This window comes from Actinoallomurus sp. CA-142502, assembly GCF_050936355.1.
GTDB lineage: Bacteria > Actinomycetota > Actinomycetes > Streptosporangiales > Streptosporangiaceae > Actinoallomurus > Actinoallomurus iriomotensis.
Genome location: NZ_JBNJMY010000001.1, coordinates 352,502 through 373,327, shown reverse-complemented (window position 1 = coordinate 373,327; position 20,826 = coordinate 352,502). Strand labels below are relative to the sequence as shown.

30 protein-coding genes and 1 tRNA gene are annotated in these 20,826 nt (G+C 69.8%); 19 read left to right on the top strand and 12 right to left on the bottom strand.

Going from position 1 to position 20,826, the window contains the following annotated elements:
* Positions 1-133: 133 nt before the first annotated feature.
* Positions 134-787, bottom strand: coding sequence for a response regulator transcription factor (locus ACQEV1_RS02145; protein ID WP_433390494.1), 654 nt, complete (start codon positions 785-787; stop codon positions 134-136).
* 117 nt (positions 788-904) lie between these two features.
* Complete coding sequence (locus tag ACQEV1_RS02140; protein ID WP_433390492.1) at positions 905-1,597, bottom strand: SDR family oxidoreductase; 693 nt, start codon at positions 1,595-1,597, stop codon at positions 905-907.
* 173 nt (positions 1,598-1,770) lie between these two features.
* Here ACQEV1_RS02140 and ACQEV1_RS02135 point away from each other — a divergent pair, with 173 nt between their 5' ends.
* Entirely contained in the window at positions 1,771-2,700 is a 930-nt protein-coding gene (locus ACQEV1_RS02135; protein ID WP_433390490.1) for a helix-turn-helix transcriptional regulator, read from the top strand.
* Between the two features lie 33 nt (positions 2,701-2,733).
* Here the strand turns inward: ACQEV1_RS02135 and ACQEV1_RS02130 are convergent, their stop codons facing one another.
* Positions 2,734-3,939 carry an oxygenase MpaB family protein gene (locus ACQEV1_RS02130; protein ID WP_433390487.1) on the bottom strand — a complete coding sequence of 402 codons (1,206 nt, stop codon included), beginning with the start codon at positions 3,937-3,939 and terminating at the stop codon, positions 2,734-2,736.
* Positions 3,940-4,184: 245 nt separating this feature from the next.
* Here ACQEV1_RS02130 and ACQEV1_RS02125 point away from each other — a divergent pair, with 245 nt between their 5' ends.
* Positions 4,185-5,345 (top strand): TetR/AcrR family transcriptional regulator, encoded by a 1,161-nt coding sequence (locus tag ACQEV1_RS02125; protein ID WP_433390484.1) that lies wholly within the window; start codon positions 4,185-4,187, stop codon positions 5,343-5,345.
* A gap of 29 nt (positions 5,346-5,374) precedes the next feature.
* On the opposite strand, the gene ACQEV1_RS02120 is transcribed toward ACQEV1_RS02125, so the two are convergent.
* Entirely contained in the window at positions 5,375-6,259 is an 885-nt protein-coding gene (locus tag ACQEV1_RS02120; protein WP_433390481.1) for a helix-turn-helix domain-containing protein, read from the bottom strand.
* Between the two features lie 101 nt (positions 6,260-6,360).
* Between ACQEV1_RS02120 and ACQEV1_RS02115 the strand changes: the two genes are divergently transcribed.
* Positions 6,361-7,053: an SDR family NAD(P)-dependent oxidoreductase gene (locus ACQEV1_RS02115; protein ID WP_433390479.1), complete on the top strand. Its 693-nt coding sequence runs from the start codon at positions 6,361-6,363 to the stop codon at positions 7,051-7,053.
* A gap of 126 nt (positions 7,054-7,179) precedes the next feature.
* Positions 7,180-7,815 carry an LppP/LprE family lipoprotein gene (locus ACQEV1_RS02110; protein ID WP_285636100.1) on the top strand — a complete coding sequence of 212 codons (636 nt, stop codon included), beginning with the start codon at positions 7,180-7,182 and terminating at the stop codon, positions 7,813-7,815.
* 6 nt (positions 7,816-7,821) lie between these two features.
* Here ACQEV1_RS02110 and ACQEV1_RS02105 read toward each other — a convergent pair whose 3' ends face one another.
* Together ACQEV1_RS02105 and ACQEV1_RS02100 are read right to left on the bottom strand one after the other, a co-directional pair.
* Positions 7,822-8,265, bottom strand: coding sequence for a VOC family protein (locus ACQEV1_RS02105; RefSeq protein ID WP_433390475.1), 444 nt, complete (start codon positions 8,263-8,265; stop codon positions 7,822-7,824).
* Between the two features lie 57 nt (positions 8,266-8,322).
* Positions 8,323-8,892: a hypothetical protein gene (locus ACQEV1_RS02100; RefSeq protein WP_433390473.1), complete on the bottom strand. Its 570-nt coding sequence runs from the start codon at positions 8,890-8,892 to the stop codon at positions 8,323-8,325.
* Between the two features lie 188 nt (positions 8,893-9,080).
* Here ACQEV1_RS02100 and ACQEV1_RS02095 point away from each other — a divergent pair, with 188 nt between their 5' ends.
* The 10 genes from ACQEV1_RS02095 (at position 9,081) to ACQEV1_RS02050 (ending at position 13,888) form a co-directional block, all read left to right on the top strand.
* Positions 9,081-9,542 (top strand): nuclear transport factor 2 family protein, encoded by a 462-nt coding sequence (locus tag ACQEV1_RS02095; protein ID WP_285636091.1) that lies wholly within the window; start codon positions 9,081-9,083, stop codon positions 9,540-9,542.
* Between the two features lie 45 nt (positions 9,543-9,587).
* Positions 9,588-10,349, top strand: coding sequence for a GNAT family N-acetyltransferase (locus tag ACQEV1_RS02090; RefSeq protein ID WP_433390470.1), 762 nt, complete (start codon positions 9,588-9,590; stop codon positions 10,347-10,349).
* Between the two features lie 95 nt (positions 10,350-10,444).
* On the top strand, positions 10,445-10,789 hold the full coding sequence (locus tag ACQEV1_RS02085; protein ID WP_285636084.1) for a YciI family protein: 345 nt from the start codon (positions 10,445-10,447) through the stop codon (positions 10,787-10,789).
* Positions 10,790-10,800: 11 nt separating this feature from the next.
* Positions 10,801-11,136 (top strand): sigma factor, encoded by a 336-nt coding sequence (locus ACQEV1_RS02080; RefSeq protein ID WP_433390468.1) that lies wholly within the window; start codon positions 10,801-10,803, stop codon positions 11,134-11,136.
* A gap of 27 nt (positions 11,137-11,163) precedes the next feature.
* Positions 11,164-11,901, top strand: coding sequence for an RNA polymerase sigma factor (locus tag ACQEV1_RS02075; RefSeq protein ID WP_433390466.1), 738 nt, complete (start codon positions 11,164-11,166; stop codon positions 11,899-11,901).
* Positions 11,837-12,022: a hypothetical protein gene (locus tag ACQEV1_RS02070; protein WP_433390464.1), complete on the top strand. Its 186-nt coding sequence runs from the start codon at positions 11,837-11,839 to the stop codon at positions 12,020-12,022. Before ACQEV1_RS02075 ends, ACQEV1_RS02070 begins: the two co-directional genes overlap by 65 nt.
* A gap of 95 nt (positions 12,023-12,117) precedes the next feature.
* Positions 12,118-12,960 (top strand): helix-turn-helix domain-containing protein, encoded by an 843-nt coding sequence (locus ACQEV1_RS02065; protein ID WP_285636078.1) that lies wholly within the window; start codon positions 12,118-12,120, stop codon positions 12,958-12,960.
* Positions 12,961-12,973: 13 nt separating this feature from the next.
* A complete protein-coding gene (locus ACQEV1_RS02060; protein WP_432705678.1) occupies positions 12,974-13,132 on the top strand; it encodes a DUF397 domain-containing protein in 159 nt (52 codons plus the stop codon).
* Positions 13,133-13,198: 66 nt separating this feature from the next.
* A complete protein-coding gene (locus ACQEV1_RS02055; RefSeq protein ID WP_285577200.1) occupies positions 13,199-13,393 on the top strand; it encodes a hypothetical protein in 195 nt (64 codons plus the stop codon).
* A 156-nt stretch (positions 13,394-13,549) separates the two neighbouring features.
* A complete protein-coding gene (locus ACQEV1_RS02050) occupies positions 13,550-13,888 on the top strand; it encodes a type II toxin-antitoxin system VapB family antitoxin (protein ID WP_285577202.1) in 339 nt (112 codons plus the stop codon).
* Here ACQEV1_RS02050 and ACQEV1_RS02045 read toward each other — a convergent pair.
* The 6 genes from ACQEV1_RS02045 to ACQEV1_RS02020 form a co-directional block, all read right to left on the bottom strand.
* Positions 13,863-14,957 carry an alpha/beta hydrolase gene (locus ACQEV1_RS02045; RefSeq protein WP_285636075.1) on the bottom strand — a complete coding sequence of 365 codons (1,095 nt, stop codon included), beginning with the start codon at positions 14,955-14,957 and terminating at the stop codon, positions 13,863-13,865. The genes ACQEV1_RS02050 and ACQEV1_RS02045 overlap by 26 nt on opposite strands.
* A 546-nt stretch (positions 14,958-15,503) precedes the next feature.
* Positions 15,504-15,590 (bottom strand) — tRNA-Ser (locus ACQEV1_RS02040).
* Positions 15,591-15,601: 11 nt separating this feature from the next.
* The gene (tadA, locus tag ACQEV1_RS02035) at positions 15,602-16,078 is read right to left on the bottom strand and encodes a tRNA adenosine(34) deaminase TadA (protein WP_433390460.1); all 477 of its coding nucleotides are present in this window, start codon (positions 16,076-16,078) and stop codon (positions 15,602-15,604) included.
* A gap of 7 nt (positions 16,079-16,085) precedes the next feature.
* Positions 16,086-16,538 (bottom strand): tRNA adenosine deaminase-associated protein, encoded by a 453-nt coding sequence (locus ACQEV1_RS02030; protein ID WP_285577209.1) that lies wholly within the window; start codon positions 16,536-16,538, stop codon positions 16,086-16,088.
* Positions 16,539-16,565: 27 nt separating this feature from the next.
* Positions 16,566-17,042, bottom strand: coding sequence for a tRNA adenosine deaminase-associated protein (locus ACQEV1_RS02025; RefSeq protein ID WP_433390457.1), 477 nt, complete (start codon positions 17,040-17,042; stop codon positions 16,566-16,568).
* Positions 17,043-17,136: 94 nt separating this feature from the next.
* Positions 17,137-17,295 (bottom strand): hypothetical protein, encoded by a 159-nt coding sequence (locus tag ACQEV1_RS02020; RefSeq protein WP_285577212.1) that lies wholly within the window; start codon positions 17,293-17,295, stop codon positions 17,137-17,139.
* Positions 17,296-17,358: 63 nt separating this feature from the next.
* On the opposite strand from ACQEV1_RS02020, the gene upp reads away from it, so the two are divergent.
* The 5 genes from upp to ACQEV1_RS01995 all read left to right on the top strand — a co-directional run bounded on the left by upp (position 17,359) and on the right by ACQEV1_RS01995 (position 20,813).
* Positions 17,359-17,997 (top strand): uracil phosphoribosyltransferase, encoded by a 639-nt coding sequence (gene upp / locus ACQEV1_RS02015; RefSeq protein ID WP_285636069.1) that lies wholly within the window; start codon positions 17,359-17,361, stop codon positions 17,995-17,997.
* A gap of 335 nt (positions 17,998-18,332) precedes the next feature.
* Positions 18,333-18,545, top strand: coding sequence for a hypothetical protein (locus ACQEV1_RS02010; RefSeq protein WP_285577855.1), 213 nt, complete (start codon positions 18,333-18,335; stop codon positions 18,543-18,545).
* Between the two features lie 133 nt (positions 18,546-18,678).
* Entirely contained in the window at positions 18,679-18,828 is a 150-nt protein-coding gene (locus ACQEV1_RS02005) for a hypothetical protein (protein ID WP_285577217.1), read from the top strand.
* Complete coding sequence (locus ACQEV1_RS02000) at positions 18,825-19,352, top strand: PH domain-containing protein (RefSeq protein WP_285577218.1); 528 nt, start codon at positions 18,825-18,827, stop codon at positions 19,350-19,352. Before ACQEV1_RS02005 ends, ACQEV1_RS02000 begins: the two co-directional genes overlap by 4 nt.
* A 135-nt stretch (positions 19,353-19,487) precedes the next feature.
* The gene (locus ACQEV1_RS01995) at positions 19,488-20,813 is read left to right on the top strand and encodes a helix-turn-helix domain-containing protein (protein WP_433390452.1); all 1,326 of its coding nucleotides are present in this window, start codon (positions 19,488-19,490) and stop codon (positions 20,811-20,813) included.
* Positions 20,814-20,826: the final 13 nt, after the last annotated feature.

Sequence of the window (20,826 nt, the reverse complement as noted above, 5' to 3'; positions counted from 1 at the left end):
CAGAAGCTAGGTGATGGTCAGCAGCACGGCGCCGGAGAGCAGGAAGAGCACGCCGTACAAGAGAGTGAGCCGCAGCCGGACCCGCATGCCGGAAATCTGGGATGTCAGGCCCATGGGGATTCCTCTTTCCCGCTCAGATCCGGTAGCCCGCCCGGGGAACGGTCTCGATGACGGGCGGCTCGCCGAGTTTCGACCGGAGGCGGTTCATGGTGGCCTTCACCGTGGTGGTGAACGGGTCGGTGGTCGCGTCCCACACCCGTTCCAGGAGCTCCTCGGCGGAGACCACCCGGCCCTGCGCGGCGAGCAGGTACTCGAGGACGGCCAGTTCCTTGGGGTTGAGCGCCAGCCTCGTCCCGCCCCGGGTCGCGGCCCGGCGGGCCGGATCCAGCGTGAGGTCACCATGGACGAGGACGGGCGGCACGGCAGGCTGCGAACGCCGGCCGAGCGCGCGGATATGGGCCACCAGCTCGGGATAGGCGAACGGTTTGGGCAGGTAGTCGTCCGCGCCGAGGGTGAGCCCCTGCACCCGGTCGGCGATGGTTCCGGCCGCGGTCAGCATGAGCACCCGGGTACCCAGCGGCTCCCGCATCAGCCGGCGGCACACCTCGTCGCCGGGCACACCCGGCAGGTCCCGGTTGAGGACGACGACGTCGTAGTCCACCTCGGCGGTACGGTCGAGCGCCGCGCTCCCGTCGTACTCGACGTCAACGGCCGTGCCCTCGCGCCGCAGAACCCGCGCCACCGAATCGGCGAGTCGCACCTGATCCTCGACCACCAGGACCCTCATCTGTTTCCCCGGCCGTCCGTGTCCGCCTCCGATCCGGAGCGCCAGCGTACGGTTGAGATGGTCACATGGTCGTCACAGCGGCCCTTGGTCAGGCCGTGGTGTGACGACCGAGCGTGGTCAGGCGGGCTGGCCCATGGGCCGGATGGTCAGGGTGTTGAGGTCGACGCCCGCCGGCTGGTCGAGGGCGAAGCAGATGGCCTCCGCGATGGGCTGGGGAGGCAGGGCGAAGGGGGGAACGCCGGCGCCTTCCCAGAAGGGTGTGTCGATCATGCCGGGGTTGACAAGGGTGACACCGATGCCGCGGGCCGTGGCGAGTAGACGCAGGTTCTCGGCGAGCCCGGTGGTGGCCCACTTGGTGGCCGAGTAGAGGTTCCCGGGAGAGTTCTTCAGCCCGGCGACGCTGCCGAGGAGCACCAGCCGTCCGCCGGTGGCCTCCAGGTGGGGCAGGGCGGCGTGGGCCAGCAGGGCGGGGCCGAGGACGTTGGTGAGGACCATGGACGACCACCGGGTCGGGTCTCCGTCCCCGATGGAGTCACCGGTCATGAATCCGGCGTTGGCCACCGCCGCGTCCAGGGCACCGAAGTGCTCCACGGTACGGGTCACGACCGACTCGGTGGCCTCCCAGTCCGCCGCGTCCGCGACGAGACCCAGCAGCCGGTCGGGGTGGCCTGCGTCCTCGAGGAAAAGCTTCAGTTTGCTCTCGTTGCGGCCGGTGACCACCACGCGGTGGCCGCGGTCGAGGAGCAACCGCGCGGTGTGGGCGCCGACACCGCTGGTCGCGCCGGTGATCAGTACGGTCTTGCTGGCCATGGTCATGCTCCTGGGGTGTGGATGATGGACCGGCGGACGGGCCCGCGATGAAGGAGGGCCGTTCAAGTCCGCCAATCCAAGGAAATCGGCGCCGTCAGAGGCGGACAAGGTCGCGTTTATGGGGGGTATGAACGCAACCTCTCTATTGGCCGGACCGTGGATACCCTGGACGAATGGAACCTCCGTCCGAAAACCACACCGGTGATCCCACCGACAACCGCTCGGAGATCCGCGACTTTCTCATCAGCCGACGCGCCAAGCTCGCCCCGGAGCGGGTCGGACTGCCCACCGGCCGGCGCCGCCGGGTTCCGGGACTGCGGCGCGAGGAGGTCGCGGCCCTCGCCGGCGTGAGCACCGAGTGGTACACACGGCTGGAGAAGGGCCACATCGGCGGTGTCTCCGAGGACGTGCTGGAAGCGGTCGCGCAGGCACTGCACCTCGATGAGGACGAGCGCACCTACCTGTTCGAGCTGGCCAGAGCGGCTCGCCCTACCCGCCGCAGGCCGAACCGCCGCAAGGACGTCCAGATCCCGTCCTCCGTCCAATGGATGGTGGACTCCATGACCATGGCCCCCGCCTTCGTACGCACCGGCCGTCTGGACATCGTCGCGAGCAACGCACTGTGCAGGGCCCTGTACTCACCGATGTTCGACAGCAACACCGCCGACGACCGGGGCTGCGCCAATTTCCCCCGCTACTTCTTCCTCGACCCAGGCTCCCGCGACTTCTTCGTCGACTGGGAGGAAGGTGCGAGGGCCACGGTCGCGGTGCTCCGCGCCGAAGCCGGACGCGAACCTAACGACCGGGCTCTGCGTGAGCTTGTCGGCGAACTGTCCACGCTCAGCCCCGACTTCCGCACCATGTGGGCCAGCCACGACGTCCGAATCCGTCACGAAGGCGTCAAGCGGCTGAACCATCCCGAAGTCGGCCGCGTGGAGATGACCTTCCGCGATCTGAGTCTGCCCCTGCCGCAACGGGCCGTACACGACCTGATCATCTACACGGCCGAGCCGGGCACCCCCTCGGAGGACCGCCTCAAACTACTCGCCAGTTGGACAGCACCGCAGACCTCACCCACGGAACCACTCCGGCCGCCCCGCTGACCTCACGCGTTCATGAGGTAACCGTCCAGCGGTTCAGGCGCCGGGTCGGTTCGCGGTGGGGAGGGTGATGGGGGTCTGTGTCGCCGACGTGCCGTTGTTGAGGTACAGCATGGCGACGCCGCGAATGAACGCGTCGAACAGGGAGTAGCCGTCGGGGATGATGTTCGACGTGCCTTCGCGGAACGCGACGTAGAGCGGCCAGCCGGTCTGGATCAGGGTGCGTGAGATGAGGTCGTGCGGCAGCTTGAGCCAGTCCGAGTAGGTGTCGCCGATGAGGTAGCGGACCATCTCGCTGACGAAGCCGGTGTCCACGCCCAGGGTGGGCTTCTCGATGTAACCGAGCAGCGTCTGGGCCAGGTTGACGCCCTCGGTCGTGGAGACGAGGTCGGGCCACAGCATCTGCTGCGCCTGTGCCTGAGCGTCGGCCCAGCTCTGCGGGATGAACTGGTCCTGGACGCCGAGCAGGTGGAGGGCGACCTGCCAGGCGTGGAGGTCCGCGGCCTGCTCTGCGGCCGACAGCTTGACGCCCCACTTCTGCATGTTGTTGTGCGCGACGGTGGCCACCGAGTGGAAGGTGCGCAGGATGTCACCGTTGCTGATCGGCTTCCATTCGTCCGCGGTCGCCTCGTAGTGCGTCGAGGTCGGAAGCAGGTTGCGCACCATGGAGTGCACCAGGCGCGTCTTGTTGGCGCTGACGATGAAGTGGCCGTTCGGGTGCCAGGCCGTCCCGCTGTGCAGGTCGTACCCGAAGGTGAAGGTCTTGGCCGCGCGGGCCTTCATGTCGGCGCCGCCCGCGGACCAGTAGACCGCGCGGGCCTCCCGTGGGATCACGGTGCTCAGGATCCCGCTACCGAGGCTCTCGGACACGAACAGGTAGCTGCTCAGGCGCGTGTAGAGCTTCTCGGACGCGGCGAGCACGCTGGGGTCGGCCCAGGAGGGAAGCTGGTTGACCTGCTGCAGGTACGAGACCAGGTAGCTCGGCATTCCGGACGGAAGCGGATCGCTGTTGTCGACCCACGACTGCCAGGCGGTGTTGACCGCCGAGATCTTGCCGTCGGCGAGCAGCTGAGCCGCCACCTGGTCCGGCACGGGGTCCCACACCGAGAACGGGTCGGTGACCGTGTCGGCCTTGGCGATCGAGCCTGCCGACGACCACGACCACGCCTTGGGTGACGCCACGCTCGTGAGACCGAGGGCGGCGCCGAGCGTCAGGACACGCCTCCTGTTGAGACTTTCCATTCACTTACCTACTTCCGCGTGGGGCCAGATGCATCTCAAACACCTGGGGTGGAGCGGATCCGAAGGGAGGATGGGGGATGTGAATCTCCATTAACATAACCAGGTGCTTCGAGGACGACAAGGGCCCTTTTGGGACGACGTTTCCTGTTGCCGCGATGGCCATGCGCACCTGGGGGCTGATCCAGCCCCCTGTGGTTGACTGCGCGTATGGCCCTGTTCGTCGGTACGGCCGACCGAGTGTCGCCGTGACGCCACGGACGGGCGCGGCCACCCGCCCGCGCAACCGCAAGCAGTTGATCATCGAATCCGCCAGCCAGGTGTTCAGCGACCGGGGTTACCACGCGGCGCCCATGGAGGAGATCGCCGCCAGAGTCGGCATCACCGCGGCGGCCCTCTATCGGCACTTTCCGAACAAGTACGCACTGTTCGCCGAGTGCGCGAACGTGACGGTGGACAGGCTCGTCGGGGCGCTCGACGGGGTGCCCCCCGAGGCTTCCCTGGCGGAGGTGCTCAGCGCGCTCATCCGGGTGACGGTGGAGTACCGGACGTCGGGAGGCCTCTACCGGTGGGAGGCTCGGTATCTGAACGACGCCGACCGCCGACGGGTTGGAGGCAAGTTCGCGCAGGTCGTCGAGCGGGTGACGGCGGCGGTGCGCCGCGAACACCCGCTGCCGTCGGAGGGGCTGCGTACTGTCGCGGCACTCGGCGTGATCGGGTCCATCACGACGCATCACACCTCCATCGCGCAGCGTCGGCTCGAAGAGGTGCTCCTCTCGGCCGCGCTCCGGGTGGCGGCGACCGATCCGGCTTCGGGTGGGCGCGTGCGTTCCGCCGACCTGCCCGCCCGGCCCGTGCCGCGTACGCGACGGGCGGAGATCCTCGCGGCGGCCATCCCGCTGTTCGCCCGGGACGGATTCGCCAACGTCACGAACGGGCAGATCGCGAAGGCGGTCGGGCTGGCCCCTTCCGCGCTCTACCGGCACTATTCCGGCATGGTCGACATCTTGGCCGCAGCCTGCCTGCAGGCCGCCGGAATCCTGGCCCAGGCCGTCGACCAGAACCTGCACGACGTGGCCGACCCCCACGAAGCGGTGCTCGCGCTGGCCGCGACCTACGTGGCCTACAGCTTCGAGTACACCGCGCTGACCACCGTCGCCCAGGCCGAGATCCCCGGCCTGCCGCCGGACGTACGCGAGCCCCTCGCCCTCGCCCAGCGCGAACACATCACCGTCTGGGAACAGCAGCTCCGCCTGGTCCGCCCCGACCTGGACGCACGCCAGACCCGAGTCCTGGTCCACGCGGGCCTCGGCGTGGTGGCCGAAGCCGGCCGCGCCCTCCGCTGGGAGGACACCCCCGACCACCGGAACGCCGTCACCGCCCTGGTCGTAGGAGCCCTGGGCCTGTGACCGGACCCGCCGCCGGCTGAGACGTCCGGTTACTCCGTGCCGGTCAGAGGCGGGGCGGCCGTCACTCCGGCGACGCGGGCCAGGTCGACTTTGGTCTCGTCCTCGCTGCCGGGGACGGTCGTGTAGATGACGATCTTCAGATCGGTGTCCGAGTCGGCGAGCACGTCGCAGTCGACGACGATCTCGCCGATGGTCGGATGGTGGATCGTCTTGCGGTACTCCGCGTGGCCGCCGACGGCGCCGGAGTGCCACAGGTCGGCGAAGCGCGGGTTGCCGTCCAGCGTCTGGCGGATCAGGTCGCGCAGCCGCGGGTCCTCCGGGTAGCGGGCGGACGCGCGGCGCAGGTCGGCGGCGATGGCCAGGTCGGAGGCGTCGTCGTTCTCCGCGTTCTCCGCGACGACGGGCCATGCCGCGATGCGCCCCGGATGGGAGGCCACCGGGAAACGCACGCGCACCAGGTTCCGTTGCTCGGGCGCGGTCAGGGAGGGGTCGCCGAGGAGGGCCGCCCAGACGCGGTTCCACCACAGCAGCCGCCAGTCGGCGGCGAACACGGCCACCGGTCTGTCGCCGAGCCGGGTGAGCACGCGCTGCATTCCGGGCGGGATGTGGTCGCTGATCAGGTCGTCGCGGGGCGGCTGCAGTCCGGCGAGCCGGTAGAGGTGGTCGCGCTCCGTGCGGCTGAGCTGTAGTGCCCGCGCCAGCGCGGCGGCGACCTGGGCGGACGGCGTGGTCGCCCGGCCCTGTTCGAGCCGTACGACGTAGTCCACCGAGACGCCCGCGAGGTCGGCGAGTTCCTCGCGGCGCAGGCCGGTGGCGCGGCGCACGCGGCCGGCGGGCAGGCCGACCGTCGCCGGGGAGAGCCGGTCGCGCCAGAGCCGGATCGTCGCGCCCAGGCTCGTCTCGTCCGCGGTCATACGTTCATTGTGGGCCGGGGACGACGGGCCAGGGTGGTACTGCGTGTCCTACCGGTGAGCTCTCCCTGGCCGGCCGTGCCGGGTGCGCCGATGCTCGAACCATGACCATCACCTTCATCACCGGGGCCAACAAGGGCCTCGGATTCGAGACCGCCCGCCGCCTCACCGAGCTCGGCCACACCGTTGTCCTCGGCGCCCGCGACGCCGAACGCGGGCAGGCCGCGGCCGACGAGCTCGGTGCGCGCTTCGTGCGGATCGACGTCGGCGACGACGCGTCCGTCGCCACCGCCGCCGCCGACGTCCGCGCGCACGAGGGCCGCGTCGACGTCCTCATCAACAACGCCGGGATCCACGGCCGCCATGCGCCCGTCGAGGAGCTGACCGGGGACGACGCGGCCGAGGTCCTCCAGACGAACGTCGTGGGCATCGTCCGCGTGACGGGCGCCTTCCTGCCTCTTCTGCGACGGTCGGAGCACCCGGTGATCGTCAACGTGAGCAGCGGCATGGGATCGCTCGCCCTCACCAGCGACCCGGAGCGCCCGGAGTCGAAGGTCGTCGCGCCGCTGTACACCTCGTCCAAGGCCGCGGTGACGATGCTCACGACGCAGTACGCCAAGGCGCTGCCCGGCATCCGCGTCAACGCCGCCGACCCCGGCTACACCGCGACCGACCTCAACGGGCACAGCGGTCCGCAGACCGTGACGGAGGGCACCGACGCGATCGTCATGCTGGCGACCGAGGGCGCGGACGCCGGCACGGGGCGATTCGTCGATCGCTTCGGGCCCGTACGGTGACGGCGCCTGGAGCGCCATAGATCACCTTTTGTTGAAAAGTCGGCGGACGACGGACACAGCTTGCGATCATCCGACTCCTGGAAGTAGACGCCGTCGGACGGCGCGTTCAGGGACGAGGGAGCAGGCTTGTTCGCAGCAGACCGGACCGGTGGGGTCCTCCGGCCACGGACGTTCGTACCGGTGGTGGCCGTCCTGATGGCCGGAACGGCGCTCACTGGTTGCAAGTCGTCCGACACGGCGTCCGGTGCGTCGTCGCCGTCGGCGAAGGGGTCTCCGGCGTCGCCGAACCTCGTGGCCACGGTGCCGGCCGCAGGGGGCACGCCGCCCGTGGCCGGCGGGCCCGACCAGGCCACCATCCAGAACACCATGACCCGTACGGTCGAGGTGGCGGCGCCGACGGTGCACTTCGCGCCGGTCGCTTCGCCGGTGACCGCGTCGGACCGGACCGGCGGCGCGCTCACCGCGGTGGTCGGGCGGCGCACTCCGACCGCCGACGGCCACGGCCAGCTCGTCTTCTTCTGGCAGGGCAACCGCTTCATCGGCTGGGACGCCGAGACCGAGGCCATGTCCATCACGAAGGTCACCGGCGGGAACGGGTACTTCACCGTCACCTACCCGCACTACGCCGCGGACGACCCCGCGTGCTGCGCGTCGCTGCCGCCGGTCAACGTGACGTACGTCTGGCAGGACGACGGGTTCGTCCCCTCCGGCGGCACCCGGCCCACGTACGGCGCCCCGGTGCGGGTGAAGCTCAACCCCTGACGGAGCTCACTCCGTGAGGTCGGCGATGGCTCTCGCCGCCGTACCGCAGACGCGGAAGTCGGGCTCGCCCCTCTGGTACGTGCTGATCTCGATGAGGTTGTCGTCGGGGTCGCGCAGGTAGACGCTGAGGATCGGCCCGACGGCGCCGGTGCGTGCCACCGGCCCCTCCTCGATCCGCACTCCGTGCTCGGCCAGCTCCGCGGCCACCAGCTCGATCGGCGTCTCGGTGATCAGGCACAGGTCGGCGCTGCCCGGTGTCGGGCGGGCGGCCTTCGGCTCGTACTCCCGGCCCGCCGGATGCAGGTTGATCTTGCTTCGCCCGAACGCGAGCGCCCGCCGTCCCTCGCCGAAGGCGACCTCCTCCATGCCCAGCACGCGTACGTAGAACTCGACGGTCGCGTCCATGTCGGCGACGGTCAGCACCAGGTGGTCCAGCCGGTCGATGCGCATCCGGTCAGTCCATCACCGCCGGAGACCGGTGACCAGTGCTTCGGCGGCACACCCGGCTCACGCGGGGACGGCGGCCGGCACGGAACGGACGAGCGGCACGAACGCCATGAGCATCAGCAGGCCGCCCGCCGGCAGCAGGTCCAGGTCCGTCGCCGAGGCCACGGTCGAGAGCGTGATCGCGATGGGCGTCCACACCGGTACGACCCGGCGCGCCGCCAGGTGGGCGACCGCGACGATCAGGCCGACGTAGAACAGCATCGGGCCGGCGTCGTAGACGGCCAGGGCGACGCCCGGCACCTCCTGTACCCGGTCGAACATCGGCCCCATCGCGGCGTGGTCACCGGCCCGCAGCCCGACGACGATGTCGATGGTGATCTGCGCCATGGACAGCACCACGCCGGCGAGGCCGACGGCGGCGGTGGCCGTGGCGAGGCGCCCACCGCCGGCCGGCCGCCGCAGCGTCAGCAGCACGGGCACGAACAGCACCAGGGCCCCGAGGAAGGCGAGGTGCCCGGTGGTCCAGGCCGGCCCGGGACCGCGTTCTCCGTCCAGGCCGTCCGCCAGGCGGATCAGCCCGTACGCGGTGAGCAGGACGGGAGCGGCGAGAAAGGCGAAGCGTGGGTTCATGCGGACAAGCCTCGTCGCCGCGTGTCATCCGGACATCGCCGACGCAGGCGATTCTTCGTCTCCCTCGCGGGAGCGATCCGGCCACCCTCACGCCGCCCTCTCGTGACACGTTGGGGATGCTGGTAGGTGCGGGCTGGTGTCGCGCCGTACGGGCCGGCCGCCGTCAGGAGCTTTCCCGGAGGTGTCAGATGAACAGCAGCCGTCCTCCGTTCCCGCCGTTCACCAAGCAGTCGGCGGCGCAGAAGGTGCAGGCCGCCGAGGACGCCTGGAACACCCGGGACCCGGTCACCGTGGCGCTCGCCTACACCGAGGACTCGGTCTGGCGTAACCGCGACGCCTTCCTCGAAGGGCGCGAGGCGATCGAGAGGTTCCTCGCCGACAAGTGGCGGCGTGAGCTGGACTACGCGCTGCGCAAGGAGCTGTGGGCGTTCGACGGCAACCGGATCGCGGTGCGGTTTCAGTACGAGTGCCACGACGCCGGCGGCCGGTGGTGGCGCAGCTACGGCAACGAGCTGTGGGAGTTCAGCGAGAACGGCCTGATGAGCCGCCGGGAGGCCAGCATCAACGACGTGCGGATCGAGGAGGGCGACCGTCGCATCCACGGCGTGCGCCCGAAGAGCGAGCACGGCATCCCGTTCCCGATCCGCTGACAATTCGTTTGCCGCCCCGGTCGCGCGGGTGGTCGTCTGGGCCGCATGGATCACGCAGCGGTGCTGGCCGCCTTCGACGAGCAGGTACGACGCCGTCCGCGCCCCGGTGACGGGCACGTCGAGGACGACGGCGACGTCGTCCGTACGGTGTCCGCGGGCGACGGCTGGAACGGCGTCGACTGGACCGCTCTCACCCCCGCGAACGCCGACGCCGTGATCCGGGCGCAGATCCGGCGGTTCGCCGAGGTCGGCCGGCCCTGGGAGTGGAAGCACTACTCCTACGACCGGCCGGAGGACCTGCGCGAACGCCTGGTCGCGGCGGGCCTGACCCCGGAGGAGGACGAGACGCTGCTCGTCGGGGCGATCGCCGACCTGGACCTGGAGGTACGCCCGCCGGCCGGCGTCGAGCTGCGCGCCGTCGGCGACCGGCACGACCTCGACGCCCTCATCGCGGTGCACGACGAGGTCTTCGACGGCCACCACGCGAGCGGTCCCCTGGCGGCCGCCCTGGAGGACGGTACGGCGGCGGCCGTGGTCGCCTGGGCCGGTGAGACGCCGGTCTCCGCCGCGCGCGTGGAGTTCAACCCCGGCACGGAGTTCGCCGGTCTGTGGGGCGGCGGCACGCTGCCCGCCTGGCGCGGCCGGGGCGTGTTCCGTTCCCTGGTCGCGTACCGCGCCGCGCTCGCACGGCGGGCGGGACACCGCTACCTCCAGGTCGACGCGTCCGCCGCCAGCCGCCCCATCCTGCGCCGCCTGGGCTTCACCGAACTCGCCACGACGACCCCGTTCACCCATCCGGGCCGGTGAGGAAAATCCGTCCCCATGTGTCCAGAACCGCGACCGGCCGTTCGTCCCTACAGTGAACGCCGGCGATACGGTGCCGGCCGACCAGGGGAGAGACCATGCCGATGTACGCCGCCCTCACCTACACCCGCGACGTCGACTGGACGCGTCCGGAGTACGCCGAGGAGATGAAGGACTACCGGGAGTTCGGCCAGGCCGCCGCCGCGGTGATCAGGGGCGGCAACGCCCTCTACCCGACCGCCACCGCGACCACCGTACGGGTCACGGGCGGCAAGGGCGGAGAGGTCATCACCAGCGACGGGCCCTACGCCGAGACGAAAGAGGCCCTGACCGGTTTCTACCTGTTCGAATGCGCCGACCTGGATGAGGCCGTCGCCTATGCCTCGCGGCTCCCGGCCGCCTGGGATGGCGCGGTCGAGGTGCGTCCCGTCATCGAGTTCTGACCGCCCGGCCGATGATCGAAGCCGGTGACGCGCTCGCCAGGCTGGTACGCGACGAGGGGACCCGCGTGCTCGCCACTCTCGTGCGCGTCACCGGCGACATCGATCGGGCCCAGGACGCCGCGCAGGACGCCGCCGTACGGGCTCTGGAGACCTGGCCGCGCGACGGTGTGCCGGACAACCCGCGCGCGTGGCTGCTGGTCACCGCCAAGCGGCGTGCGATCGACGTCATCCGGCGGGAGACGCGGCGCGCCGGGAAGGAGACCGAGGCCGTCATGTTCACCGAACCCGGCCATGAGCCCGCCGAAACCGTCGACGACGACCTGCTCCGGCTGGTCTTCACCTGCTGACATCCCGCACTGTCGGTCGAGGCGCAGGTGGCGCTCGCGCTGAGGACGCTCGGCGGGCTGTCCACGGCGGAGGTCGCCCGTGGCCTGATGGTGTCCGAGGCGACCATGGCCAAGCGGCTCACCCGGGCGAAACAAAAGATCGTCCAGGCGCGGATCCCGTACCGCGTGCCGTCCGCCGAAGAGCTGCCCGGGCGCCTCGCCGGAGTCGCGGCCACCATCTACCTGATCTTCAACGAGGGGTACGCCGCGGGCGCCGGCGCCGACCTCGTACGCGGAGCGCTCACCTCCGAGGCCGTCCGGCTGGCCCGGCTGCTCGCCACGCTGACGCCCGACGAGCCGACCGTACTCGGCCTGCTGGCGCTGTTGCTGCTCCAGGACGCGCGCCGCGACGCGCGGGTGGACGACGAAGGCCGGGTGCTGCTGCTGAAGGACCAGGACCGCGGCCGATGGGACGCCTCGGCGATCAAGGAGGGCATCGAGCTGGTCGGCTGGGCGCTGCGCCGTACGCCGGACCGGCCTGACCCGTACGTCGTCCAGGCGGCGATCGCGGCGTGTCACGCCCTGGCGCCCACGTACGCCGACACGAACTGGGATGCGGTCCTGTCCTGGTACGACGTCCTTCTCCGGGTGCAGGACGGCCCGGTCGTCCGGCTGAACCGCGCCGCCGCCGTGGCCGAACGCGACGGACCCGAGGGCCGGGATGGCCCTGGTCGAGGCGATCGAGGGCCTCGACGCCTATCCCTGGTGGCACGCGACGCGCGGTGAGCTGCTGTGCCGCATGGGCCGGCCCGCGGCGGCACGGGCGGCGTACGAGCGGGCGCTCGCACTCGGCATGAGCGCGCCGCAGGCGGAGCACATGCGCCGGCGCATCACCGGGCTGTCCTGACACATCCGTCGTCGCGCCAGTGTCCGTCTCAGTGATTAATGCCTTACTATCAGTAACGAAAAATCTTCCTCCCCCGGGGAAAGGACCCGCCTCCCATGGAGGACGCACGACAGAGCCCGACGGTCCGGCGACGGCGGCTCGCCCGGGAGCTTCGCCGCCTCCGTGAAGCCGCCGGGCTCACCGCCGATGAGGCGACCCGGCAGCTCGAATGGGCCGCCGGAAAGGTCAACAAGCTCGAACGCGCCCAGGCCGTACGCCCGCGCGTGACCGACATCCGGGCGATGCTCGACCTGTACGGCCTGACCGAGGAGACCGAGCGAGAGGCGCTGCTCGACCTGACGCGCGAGGCGCGCCAGCGTGGCTGGTGGACGGCGTACGGGCCGCTGTCGGACACCTACACGGAGTTCGAGAGCGAGGCCCGGAAGATCAGCACGTTCGAGCTGTCGGTCATCCCGGGGCTGCTCCAGACGCCGGCGTACGCCCGGGCGCTGCAGCGTGGATGGCTCCTGCGCGACGAGAAGGAGATCGACCGGCTGGTCGAGTTGCGGATGCGGCGGCAGAGGCTGCTGGAGTTCGACAACCCGCCGCGGCTGTGGGCGATCATCGACGAGAGCGCCGTGAACCGGTCGTTCGGCTCGGCGGAGACCAAGCGCGAACAGCTCCAGCGCCTCATCGACACCGGCCCGCTCGATCATGTCGACATCCAGATCCTGCCGACGGCGGTCGGCTTCCATCCGGGTCTGGCGGGGTCGTTCGTAATCTTGGACTATGAGCAGGATCCCAGCCTCGTCTACCGCGAGATCTCCCCGAGCAGCCTCTACCTGGAGGGGCGAGACCAGGTAGAAGAACGCCGCCGGGTCTTCAAGCACCTGAGCGCCACGGCGCTCGGGCCGGAGGAGTCGATCGCCTATCTGCGGCGGCTGGCCGAACGATCCTGAAGAGGTAGCACCCGTGCCCGACCACCCCAGCCCCGAGTGGCGTACGAGCACCCGCAGCCAGGGAGGCGACGGTAACTGCGTCGAGGTCGCCGTCGTCCCCGACCGGGGAGCGGGGCGTCCCGACCCTCGCCGGGCGACTCCGTGTCCATTCTGTTGCCTGGCGGGTGTTTGATCACCTTTCTGGCGGAGATCTCTGGTGCATCTCGGGGGAGACGTTCGACCCTGTGGAGGAAAAAAGATGCTCGCCATAGTCGCCGCCATCTGCTTCGCCGTCGCCCTGCTCTGCGACTGGCTCGGCACCGGCTCGGACTTCTTCAACTACCAGACCCTCGACACGCTCGGGTTTCTGCTGATCGCGCTGCACCTGGCCGGGTTCGGAGCCGGCTACGACTGGCGGGGCCGCAGCCGCTCGTGGCGCTCCAGACGACGCTGACAACGACCGAAAAGATCATCAACGCGGGCCGGTATCCGTGCGGGTGCCGGCCCCTGTGATTCGTATGCCACACAACGGCTTATCGGCGAAAAGTGATGCAGACGAGGACCGCAACAAGTGGCGTGATCACCGGCATCGCCGCCTAAACTGCTTGGCGTGATCTTCAAGGCCGTGGGAGAGGGACGCCCTTACCCGGAGCACAACCTCAGTTCACGTGACTGGGCGAATGTTCCGCCGCGTCAGGTGCGCCTCGACCAATTGATCACCACGAAAGCCGGGCTCGATCTCAACTCGCTGCTCGCCGAGGACTCCACGTTCTACGGTGACCTGTTCCCCCACGTCGTCCAGTGGCGTGGCCAGCTCTACCTCGAAGACGGCCTGCACCGGGCGCTGCGCGCGGCCCTGCAACAGCGCGTCATCCTGCACGCGCGGGTCCTCGACCTGGACGTGGTCGACGTCGCGCCGCCCACTAGATCTGGGCCGTCACCCACGTGAACATCTTCGGGAACGCCGCACGCCACGCGACGTAGTTGTGCTGGCCCCCCTTGATCACCAGGAACGGCGCCTGCGGCTGGTACTGCTTCACCAGATCCATGAACGCCTGCGCCTGCACCATGTCGGTCTGCGCAGCGTTGCCCGACATCACCCAGAACCGCGGGAGCGGCGTGGGCGGCACCGCGCGGGCCAGGATCTTCAGCGGGGAGTTCGCGGCCCGCAGTGAGCGGTCTCCGGCGAACGGGTCCACCGCGCGCGGCAGCCGGTTGGTGCGCAGGGGCTCGAAGTAGCCGCTCAGCGCCGCCGCGGCGCCGTACCGGTCGGGATGGCGCAGCGCGAGGTTGGCCGCGCAGAACCCTCCCTCGGAGAACCCCGCGATGCCCCACGCCGGCCCGGGACGCTGCACCCGCAGCCGCCCGGCGACGTCATTCGGGACGTCGGTGGCGAGGTAGGTCTCGTCCTGCTCTCCGTGGACGGTGTTCAGGCACTGGGTGGAGCGGTCGAGGCCGCCGTCGGCGTCCGGGATGACCAGCACGACCGGCCTGGCCTTGTGCTGGGCGATCAGCTTGCGGAGCATGCCGGAGATCTTCAGCCGGCCCTCGTAGTCTCCCGGAGTGCCCGGCGAGCCGTGGATCAGCTCGACGACCGGGAAGCGCTCGGCGGCGTACGGCTTCTGGAAGTACTGCGGCGGGAGGTAGATCACGCCCTGGCGGATGATGCGGCTCTGCGGGCCGGGCAGCGTGGTCTCCATGGCGAAGCCGTTCTTGCGGGCCTGGCGTTCGCGTACGGCCTCGCGCAGGACCTGGTCCAGCCGCCCGTCCAGGTCGGGCACCCGCGCGACGCTCGCCGGCGCCTGGTTGGTGAGGTCGCGCCAGGCGTCGTCCCAGCTGTCGTAGTAGCCGTAGAAGTCGTTGACCAGCGCGATGCCGAACATCATCGCGGGCGGAAACGCGAGCACGCCGGCCACCACCTTGAGCGCCACGTGCCGAACCCGGGTGAGCCAGAACAACGCGGCCCCGAACAACACCAGGAGCACAGCGAAGACCGCGAAGCCCTGCGGACCGAACATCGATCCTCCCCCGCCCGACAATCCGGACCACACCGGACGAAAGGCCAGGTCACCCGACCCACGCCCCGTACCGCTCTGGTCAGGATGACGTCCACAACAAAGGCTTAGATCCCGATCAAGCCCACGAGGACGGTCAAAACTTCTTTACCGAGAGTAACGACCCTGTCTCGTTTAGGTGAATGCGACGCCGCCCCGAAGGGCCGGCAAACAAGAAGACAGAACCACCAGACGTCCGACCGCAACCACCAGACGTCCGACCGCAACCATCAATCGCGGGGGCTCCGGGGGGCTCGGCCCCCCGGAAAAAGGAGCGGGCCCGCCGGCGAAGCCACCCAAGGGGCGGCGAGCAGGTAGGCCCGAGACCGCACTACACAGTGGCAAAGAGTCAACGACATGACGCCCGACCGGAGGTGAGGCCGCAACCACCGGACGTCCGACCCCAACCATCAATCGCGGGGGCTCCGGGGGGCTCGGCCCCCCGGGAAAAAGGAGCGGGCCCACCGGCGAAGCCACCCAAAGGGCGGCGAGCAGGTAGGCCCGAGACCGCGGTGGAGGTGGGATTTGAACCCACGGATGAGTTGCCCCATCACACGCTTTCGAGGCGTGCGCCCTCGGCCACTAGGCGACTCCACCAAGACGGGAGCCTACCGGAAGCCGGGACCTCCTCTGTCCCGTCGCCGGGCGAAGAATTCGGTGAGGAGGGCGCCGCACTCGTCGGCGAGGACGCCGCCGACGACTTCGGGCCGGTGGTTGAGGCGCCGGTCGCGTACGACGTCCCAGAGTGAGCCGACCGCGCCGGCCTTGGGGTCGATGGCGCCGTACACGATGCGGTCGACGCGGGCGAGTACCGCGGCCCCGGCGCACATCGTGCAGGGTTCGAGGGTGACGACCAGGGTGCAGCCGGTGAGCCGCCATTCGCCGAGGCGTGCCGCCGCCCGCCGGAGCGCGATGATCTCCGCGTGGGCGGTGGGGTCGCCGGTGCGTTCGCGTTCGTTGCGGCCGGTGCCGGCGAGGCGGCCGGAGGCGTCGAGGACGACGGCGCCGATCGGCACGTCGCCGGCCGCGAGGCGGGCTTCGCGCAGGGCGAGGCGCATCGCGTCCCGCATGTCCGGCTCGCGCATCGGCGGCCTACCGGAGTCGGTCGTATTCCTCGGCGAATCCGGCCCGCTCGGCGATGGCCGACAGTGCGTCGCCGGGGAGCGTGCGTTCGCCCAGCTCGGTCAGTTTGTCGGGTGCGGTGCCGAGGTCGGAGAGGAGTCCGGCGTCGCCGACGGGATCGTCGGTGGGGACCTCGTCGACGTCGCCGATCTGCTCGTGGAGCATGCGTGCGAGGTCGCTGCCGAGGGCCGCCCGGGGGTCGGAAAGGAAGACACGGGGGTCCTCGCCGTCGTCCAGGCGTACGACGGCGAACCATTCGTCCTCTTCCTCTACGAGGAGGAGGACCGTGTCGCCCGCCGTCTCGACGGCGGTCTCCCGCATGATGTCGGTGATGTCGTCGAGACCGGCGACCTCGGTGAGGTCGGTTTCGGTCCCGATCCAGCCGGCGTCGCTGCGCGCGAAGGCCACGGAGAAGTACGGCACGCCTTCATTGTCTCCAAAAGACGGCGGTTATTCGATCGCACGCTCGAAAGCGGCTCCGAATCCGAGGCGTGCGGCGATGCTGGAGAGCATCTCGTCAGGGTAGAGATCGAGGTCACCGGAGAGCGCCCCGAGCTCCATCTCGTCCAGGCCGAGGTCCGCGAAGATCGACATGTCGCCGGCCGGGAGCACCTGGTCGAGGTCCTCGTCGTCGGGGATTTCGAGCTCGAGGAACTCCACGACCTGCCCCGCCAGCGGCCAGTCGAGGGAGGCCGTGACGTCGGACAGGAAGACCATCACCTCGTCCGCCAGCACCCGCAGCGCGACGAAGAAGTCGTCGCCGACCGCGGCCAGCCCGATCGTGCCCGCCATGCTGGGCTGCTGCCGGAGGGCATGGATCAGCCCTGCCAGGTCCTCGGTCAACGCGATGGGAAGCTGTTCGACTTCCCAAGCATCGTCTTCACGAGAGACCACGACAGCGAAATCCGCCGTGTCCAGTTCCGTCATCTTCACCCCACCGCCGCGCGTCCTGCTCGGGCATCTTGGCAGATGTGGGGCTGTCGTACTCACGGCACGGGCAAACCCGGGGGCATCGACGGCTCTAGTTGGCGCGGAACGTACGCATGCGGAGCGCCTCGCGAGTGCGTTCCTGGCGCCATCGCCGGGGACTGACGCGCTTGCGGAGTTCGCGCGCCTCGGCCAGCTCTCGCAGGAACACCGCCCGGCGGCGGAGTCGATCTCGTACCTCCTCAGAACTCATGCGATCGTCCATGCGAGGTACGTTCCCCATGCTCAGATATCCATTCGGCTACCGTGATCCGATATGAGAACCCTGGTGGCCGATCACCCCCTTGTCGCCCACAAGCTGACCACCCTTCGCGACGAGGCGACAGACTCCCCGACCTTCCGGCGCCTGGCCGACGAGCTGGTGACGCTCCTCGCGTACGAGGCGACCCGCGACGTGCGCGTCGCCGATGTGACAGTGAACACACCGGTCGGACCGGCCGAGGGCGTGCGCCTGACCCGCCCGCAGCCGCTCGTGGTGCCGATCCTGCGCGCGGGCCTCGGCATGCTGGACGGCATGACCCGCCTGCTGCCGACGGCCGAGGTCGGCTTCCTGGGCATGGTGCGCGACGAGGGCACACTGAAGGCCACGACGTACGCGACGCGTCTCCCGGACGACCTGTCGGGCCGCCAGTGCTACGTGCTCGACCCGATGCTGGCGACCGGCGGCACCCTGGCGGCCGCCGTCCACCTGCTCCTGGACCGCGGCGCGGACGACGTCACCGCGATCTGCCTCCTGGCGGCGCCGGAGGGCATCGCGCACATGGAGGAGTCCCTGGCGGACCGTACGGTGCCGGTGCGCGTCGTGACGGCCGCGATCGACTCCCATCTCAACGAGTCCGGTTTCATCGTGCCGGGCCTCGGCGACGCGGGCGACCGCTTGTACGGCGTCGTCTGACCGGCAGTCAGACGACGCTTTTCGAATTCAAAGAGGTACGAACGCCCCCGGCGACGCTCATCCGCCCGGGTCGGTTGTCCCTCCCGCGCACATGGCCGATCAAGGCCACTCCCAGGGGCTTTCCGCCCGCCCGGCACTCCCGTCACGCGTCTCCGAGCCGGCCACTGGAACGGTCCTTCGCGCGGCCGGTTCAGGCCAATTTCGCCCACCCCTCGCGGCCGGCTTGAGGGGGACGCGTTCAAGATCCGTACGCGGAGGGTAATAGCCTGCTACGGATTGTGACCGGTGTGCCGGGCGGCGTTCTCGCGGCCGCGGCGGCTGATGCGGAGAGTGTCATGGCGTGGACGTTTGAGACGGTCGCCGAAAATCTCGCGGATGAGTTCGGCGAGGTGCACCCGGCCGAAATGGTCATCCGGTGTGTCGAGGCGGCACGCCACAGCGCCGAGGAAGTGATCGGCGAAGCCTCCCCTGAGCTGGTCGAACGCATCGCACGCAAGCATCTGGAGGTGCTCGCCCTGGCGGCCGCGGAAGGGCACGGCGGCGGCTGACCCTCCTGACCGCTCCTGACAGGGCGGATCAGGCCTCGCAGATACGGTCACGAACCTCTTTGCAGCCCTGCTCCACGGCTGGTGTACTACTTGAGTTGGGTCAGTGGGTCAGGGCTTCGGGAGGCAGGGTTCCTTGAAGAAGTACCTCACTTGGGCACTGGGGATCTTCGTGGTCTTCTACCTGCTCAATTCCCCGGGCGGGGCCGCGCGCATCGTTCACAACGCCGCCGGCAGCCTCGCGTCCGCCGGTAACTCCCTCTCGCGGTTCGTCGACGCACTATGAGGCTCGTCACCCCCGGCGACTCCGCACCGGCGTCGATTCACCGGTACCTCCTGCCTCACGAGCAGCAGGTCATCACCGTACGACGGCATCCGGCCGTGCTGATGACCCCCATCGCCTTCGTCCTGGGCGGCCTTGTGGTCGCGGGCGTGCTGAGCAACGTGGTCGTCGGCAGCAACGGCTCGCTGGTCAACTGGATCTGGTGGGCGTGGCTGGTGCTGCTCGCCTGGTTCGTGTGGAAGGTCGCCACCTGGTCGGTGGACTACTTCGTGATCACCAATCAGCGCATGTTGCTGACCACCGGCCTGCTCACGCGTAAGGTCGCGATGATGCCGTTGGCCAAAGTCACGGACATGAGCTTTCAGCGCTCCATGAGCGGTCGCATGCTCGGCTATGGCGAGTTCGTCCTCGAGTCCGCCGGTCAGGACCAAGCCTTCCGCGTAGTCAGCTACCTCCCGTATCCTGAACAGCTGTACCTAGAGGTCTGCAGCATGATCTTTCCAACCAGTGATTCTTCGGACGACTGATCTCTACTGGGTAACTTGACCCGGACTCCTACACCTTGTCCAAGTTGTTTGGGTTACCCTCCTTGTGTGAGGTAGTGCAACTCACAATCAGGTCGTAACCCAATCCGCGTGTAGCCCTTCGGTAAGTGAGACGTGATGCCGGGTCAAGGAAGCGTTGGTGAGCGAGTCCGTAACCTGCGGCTGAGTAAGCACCTCTCTCAGGCGCAGCTTGCCGGGACCGAGTTGTCCGACAGTTACATCTCATTGATCGAGTCCGGGAAGCGCACCCCGACTCCCGCCGTCGTACGGCTGCTCGCCAGCAGGCTGGGCTGCCTGCCGGAATACCTCTCCGAGGGCATTGAGCCCGAAGAACGCCTCCACCTGCAAGTACGCGCGCGCCACGCCGAGCTCGCACTCCTCGCGGGCGACGCCGAGCAGTCGCTCACGTGGTTCAACGAGATCCTCGACGCGGTCGACAACGACCCGGAGCTGATGAAGCGCGCCCGATGGGGCCGCGCACGCGCGCTGGAGACGCTGGGCCGCGGCGAAGAGGCGATCAAGGCGCTCGAAGAGCTGCGCGAGGAGGCCACGCGCGACCGTGGCCGCGCCGGCTGGCTGCCGGTGACCATCGTGCTGGCCCGCTGCTACCGCACCGCCGGCGACCTCGGCCGCACCCTCGCACTCGGCGAGTCCGCGCTGAACCGCCTGGCCGACCTCCGCCTGCTCGGTGGCGAGGACGCCGCCGAGATCGGCCGTACGCTCATCGCGACCTACCTCGACCGCGGCGAGCCCGACCCGGCGCACGAGCTGGCCGAGCGGCTCCTGGCCGCGGGCGAGCCCGACCCCGCCGTGATGATCACCGCCTACGTCGAGGCGAGCCGGCAGGCCCTGGAGGAGGGCGAGGGCGGCGAGTCGCTTTACCTCGCCGAGCAGGCGCTCGCCCTGCACGCCGGCGGCGACCAGGCCAAGGCCCAGGCCCGCCTGCGCGTCACGGCCGCCCGTACTCTCCTGCCCTCGGGTGCTTCGCCGGTGGACGCCGGCAAGGCGCTCGAACTCCTCAACGAGGCCGAGCCGGTCCTCAGCGGCATGGACGCCGCCGAGTGCCGCATCGAGATGGCCCGCTCGAAGGTGCTGCTCGGCGAGCCGTCGGCCGCCGTCCGCATCGCCGAGAGCGTGCTGGCCGACGTCACCGCCGAGCCGCGGGCGTCGGTCACGACGATCCGCGCCCGGCTGATGCTCGCCCAGGCGCTCGTCGCCGACAAGGACCGCGAGAAGGCGCTCACCGCCCTGCGCGCGGCCCGCGACGAGCTGGCCGGTCTGGAGGCCTCGCGGGCCACCGCGCGGGTCTGGCGTGAGCTGGGCGACCTGTTCGGCACGGCCGAGGACTCCGCCGCGATGATGGACGCCTACCGCAAGGCGCTGGAGTCGGCCGGTCTGCGGTCCAGCCCGCAGCACTCCGACATCGTCGTCAACCTCCGATAGCGCGGGGCGGCGC

Bases quoted from the DNA above. Each gene is read 5' to 3' on its own strand.
- ACQEV1_RS02145 (WP_433390494.1), bottom strand. From the start codon at position 787: ATGAGGGTCCTGGTGGTCGAGGATCAGGTGCGACTCGCCGATTCGGTG.
- ACQEV1_RS02140 (WP_433390492.1), bottom strand. From the start codon at position 1,597: ATGGCCAGCAAGACCGTACTGATCACCGGCGCGACCAGCGGTGTCGGC.
- ACQEV1_RS02135 (WP_433390490.1), top strand. From the start codon at position 1,771: ATGGAACCTCCGTCCGAAAACCACACCGGTGATCCCACCGACAACCGC.
- ACQEV1_RS02130 (WP_433390487.1), bottom strand. From the start codon at position 3,939: ATGGAAAGTCTCAACAGGAGGCGTGTCCTGACGCTCGGCGCCGCCCTC.
- ACQEV1_RS02120 (WP_433390481.1), bottom strand. From the start codon at position 6,259: ATGACCGCGGACGAGACGAGCCTGGGCGCGACGATCCGGCTCTGGCGC.
- ACQEV1_RS02115 (WP_433390479.1), top strand. From the start codon at position 6,361: ATGACCATCACCTTCATCACCGGGGCCAACAAGGGCCTCGGATTCGAG.
- ACQEV1_RS02105 (WP_433390475.1), bottom strand. From the start codon at position 8,265: ATGCGCATCGACCGGCTGGACCACCTGGTGCTGACCGTCGCCGACATG.
- ACQEV1_RS02100 (WP_433390473.1), bottom strand. From the start codon at position 8,892: ATGAACCCACGCTTCGCCTTTCTCGCCGCTCCCGTCCTGCTCACCGCG.
- ACQEV1_RS02095 (WP_285636091.1), top strand. From the start codon at position 9,081: ATGAACAGCAGCCGTCCTCCGTTCCCGCCGTTCACCAAGCAGTCGGCG.
- ACQEV1_RS02090 (WP_433390470.1), top strand. From the start codon at position 9,588: ATGGATCACGCAGCGGTGCTGGCCGCCTTCGACGAGCAGGTACGACGC.
- ACQEV1_RS02085 (WP_285636084.1), top strand. From the start codon at position 10,445: ATGCCGATGTACGCCGCCCTCACCTACACCCGCGACGTCGACTGGACG.
- ACQEV1_RS02080 (WP_433390468.1), top strand. From the start codon at position 10,801: ATGATCGAAGCCGGTGACGCGCTCGCCAGGCTGGTACGCGACGAGGGG.
- ACQEV1_RS02070 (WP_433390464.1), top strand. From the start codon at position 11,837: ATGGCCCTGGTCGAGGCGATCGAGGGCCTCGACGCCTATCCCTGGTGG.
- ACQEV1_RS02065 (WP_285636078.1), top strand. From the start codon at position 12,118: ATGGAGGACGCACGACAGAGCCCGACGGTCCGGCGACGGCGGCTCGCC.
- ACQEV1_RS02055 (WP_285577200.1), top strand. From the start codon at position 13,199: ATGCTCGCCATAGTCGCCGCCATCTGCTTCGCCGTCGCCCTGCTCTGC.
- ACQEV1_RS02045 (WP_285636075.1), bottom strand. From the start codon at position 14,957: ATGTTCGGTCCGCAGGGCTTCGCGGTCTTCGCTGTGCTCCTGGTGTTG.
- tadA (WP_433390460.1), bottom strand. From the start codon at position 16,078: ATGCGCGAGCCGGACATGCGGGACGCGATGCGCCTCGCCCTGCGCGAA.
- ACQEV1_RS02025 (WP_433390457.1), bottom strand. From the start codon at position 17,042: ATGACGGAACTGGACACGGCGGATTTCGCTGTCGTGGTCTCTCGTGAA.
- ACQEV1_RS02020 (WP_285577212.1), bottom strand. From the start codon at position 17,295: ATGAGTTCTGAGGAGGTACGAGATCGACTCCGCCGCCGGGCGGTGTTC.
- upp (WP_285636069.1), top strand. From the start codon at position 17,359: ATGAGAACCCTGGTGGCCGATCACCCCCTTGTCGCCCACAAGCTGACC.
- ACQEV1_RS02010 (WP_285577855.1), top strand. From the start codon at position 18,333: ATGGCGTGGACGTTTGAGACGGTCGCCGAAAATCTCGCGGATGAGTTC.
- ACQEV1_RS02000 (WP_285577218.1), top strand. From the start codon at position 18,825: ATGAGGCTCGTCACCCCCGGCGACTCCGCACCGGCGTCGATTCACCGG.
- ACQEV1_RS01995 (WP_433390452.1), top strand. From the start codon at position 19,488: ATGCCGGGTCAAGGAAGCGTTGGTGAGCGAGTCCGTAACCTGCGGCTG.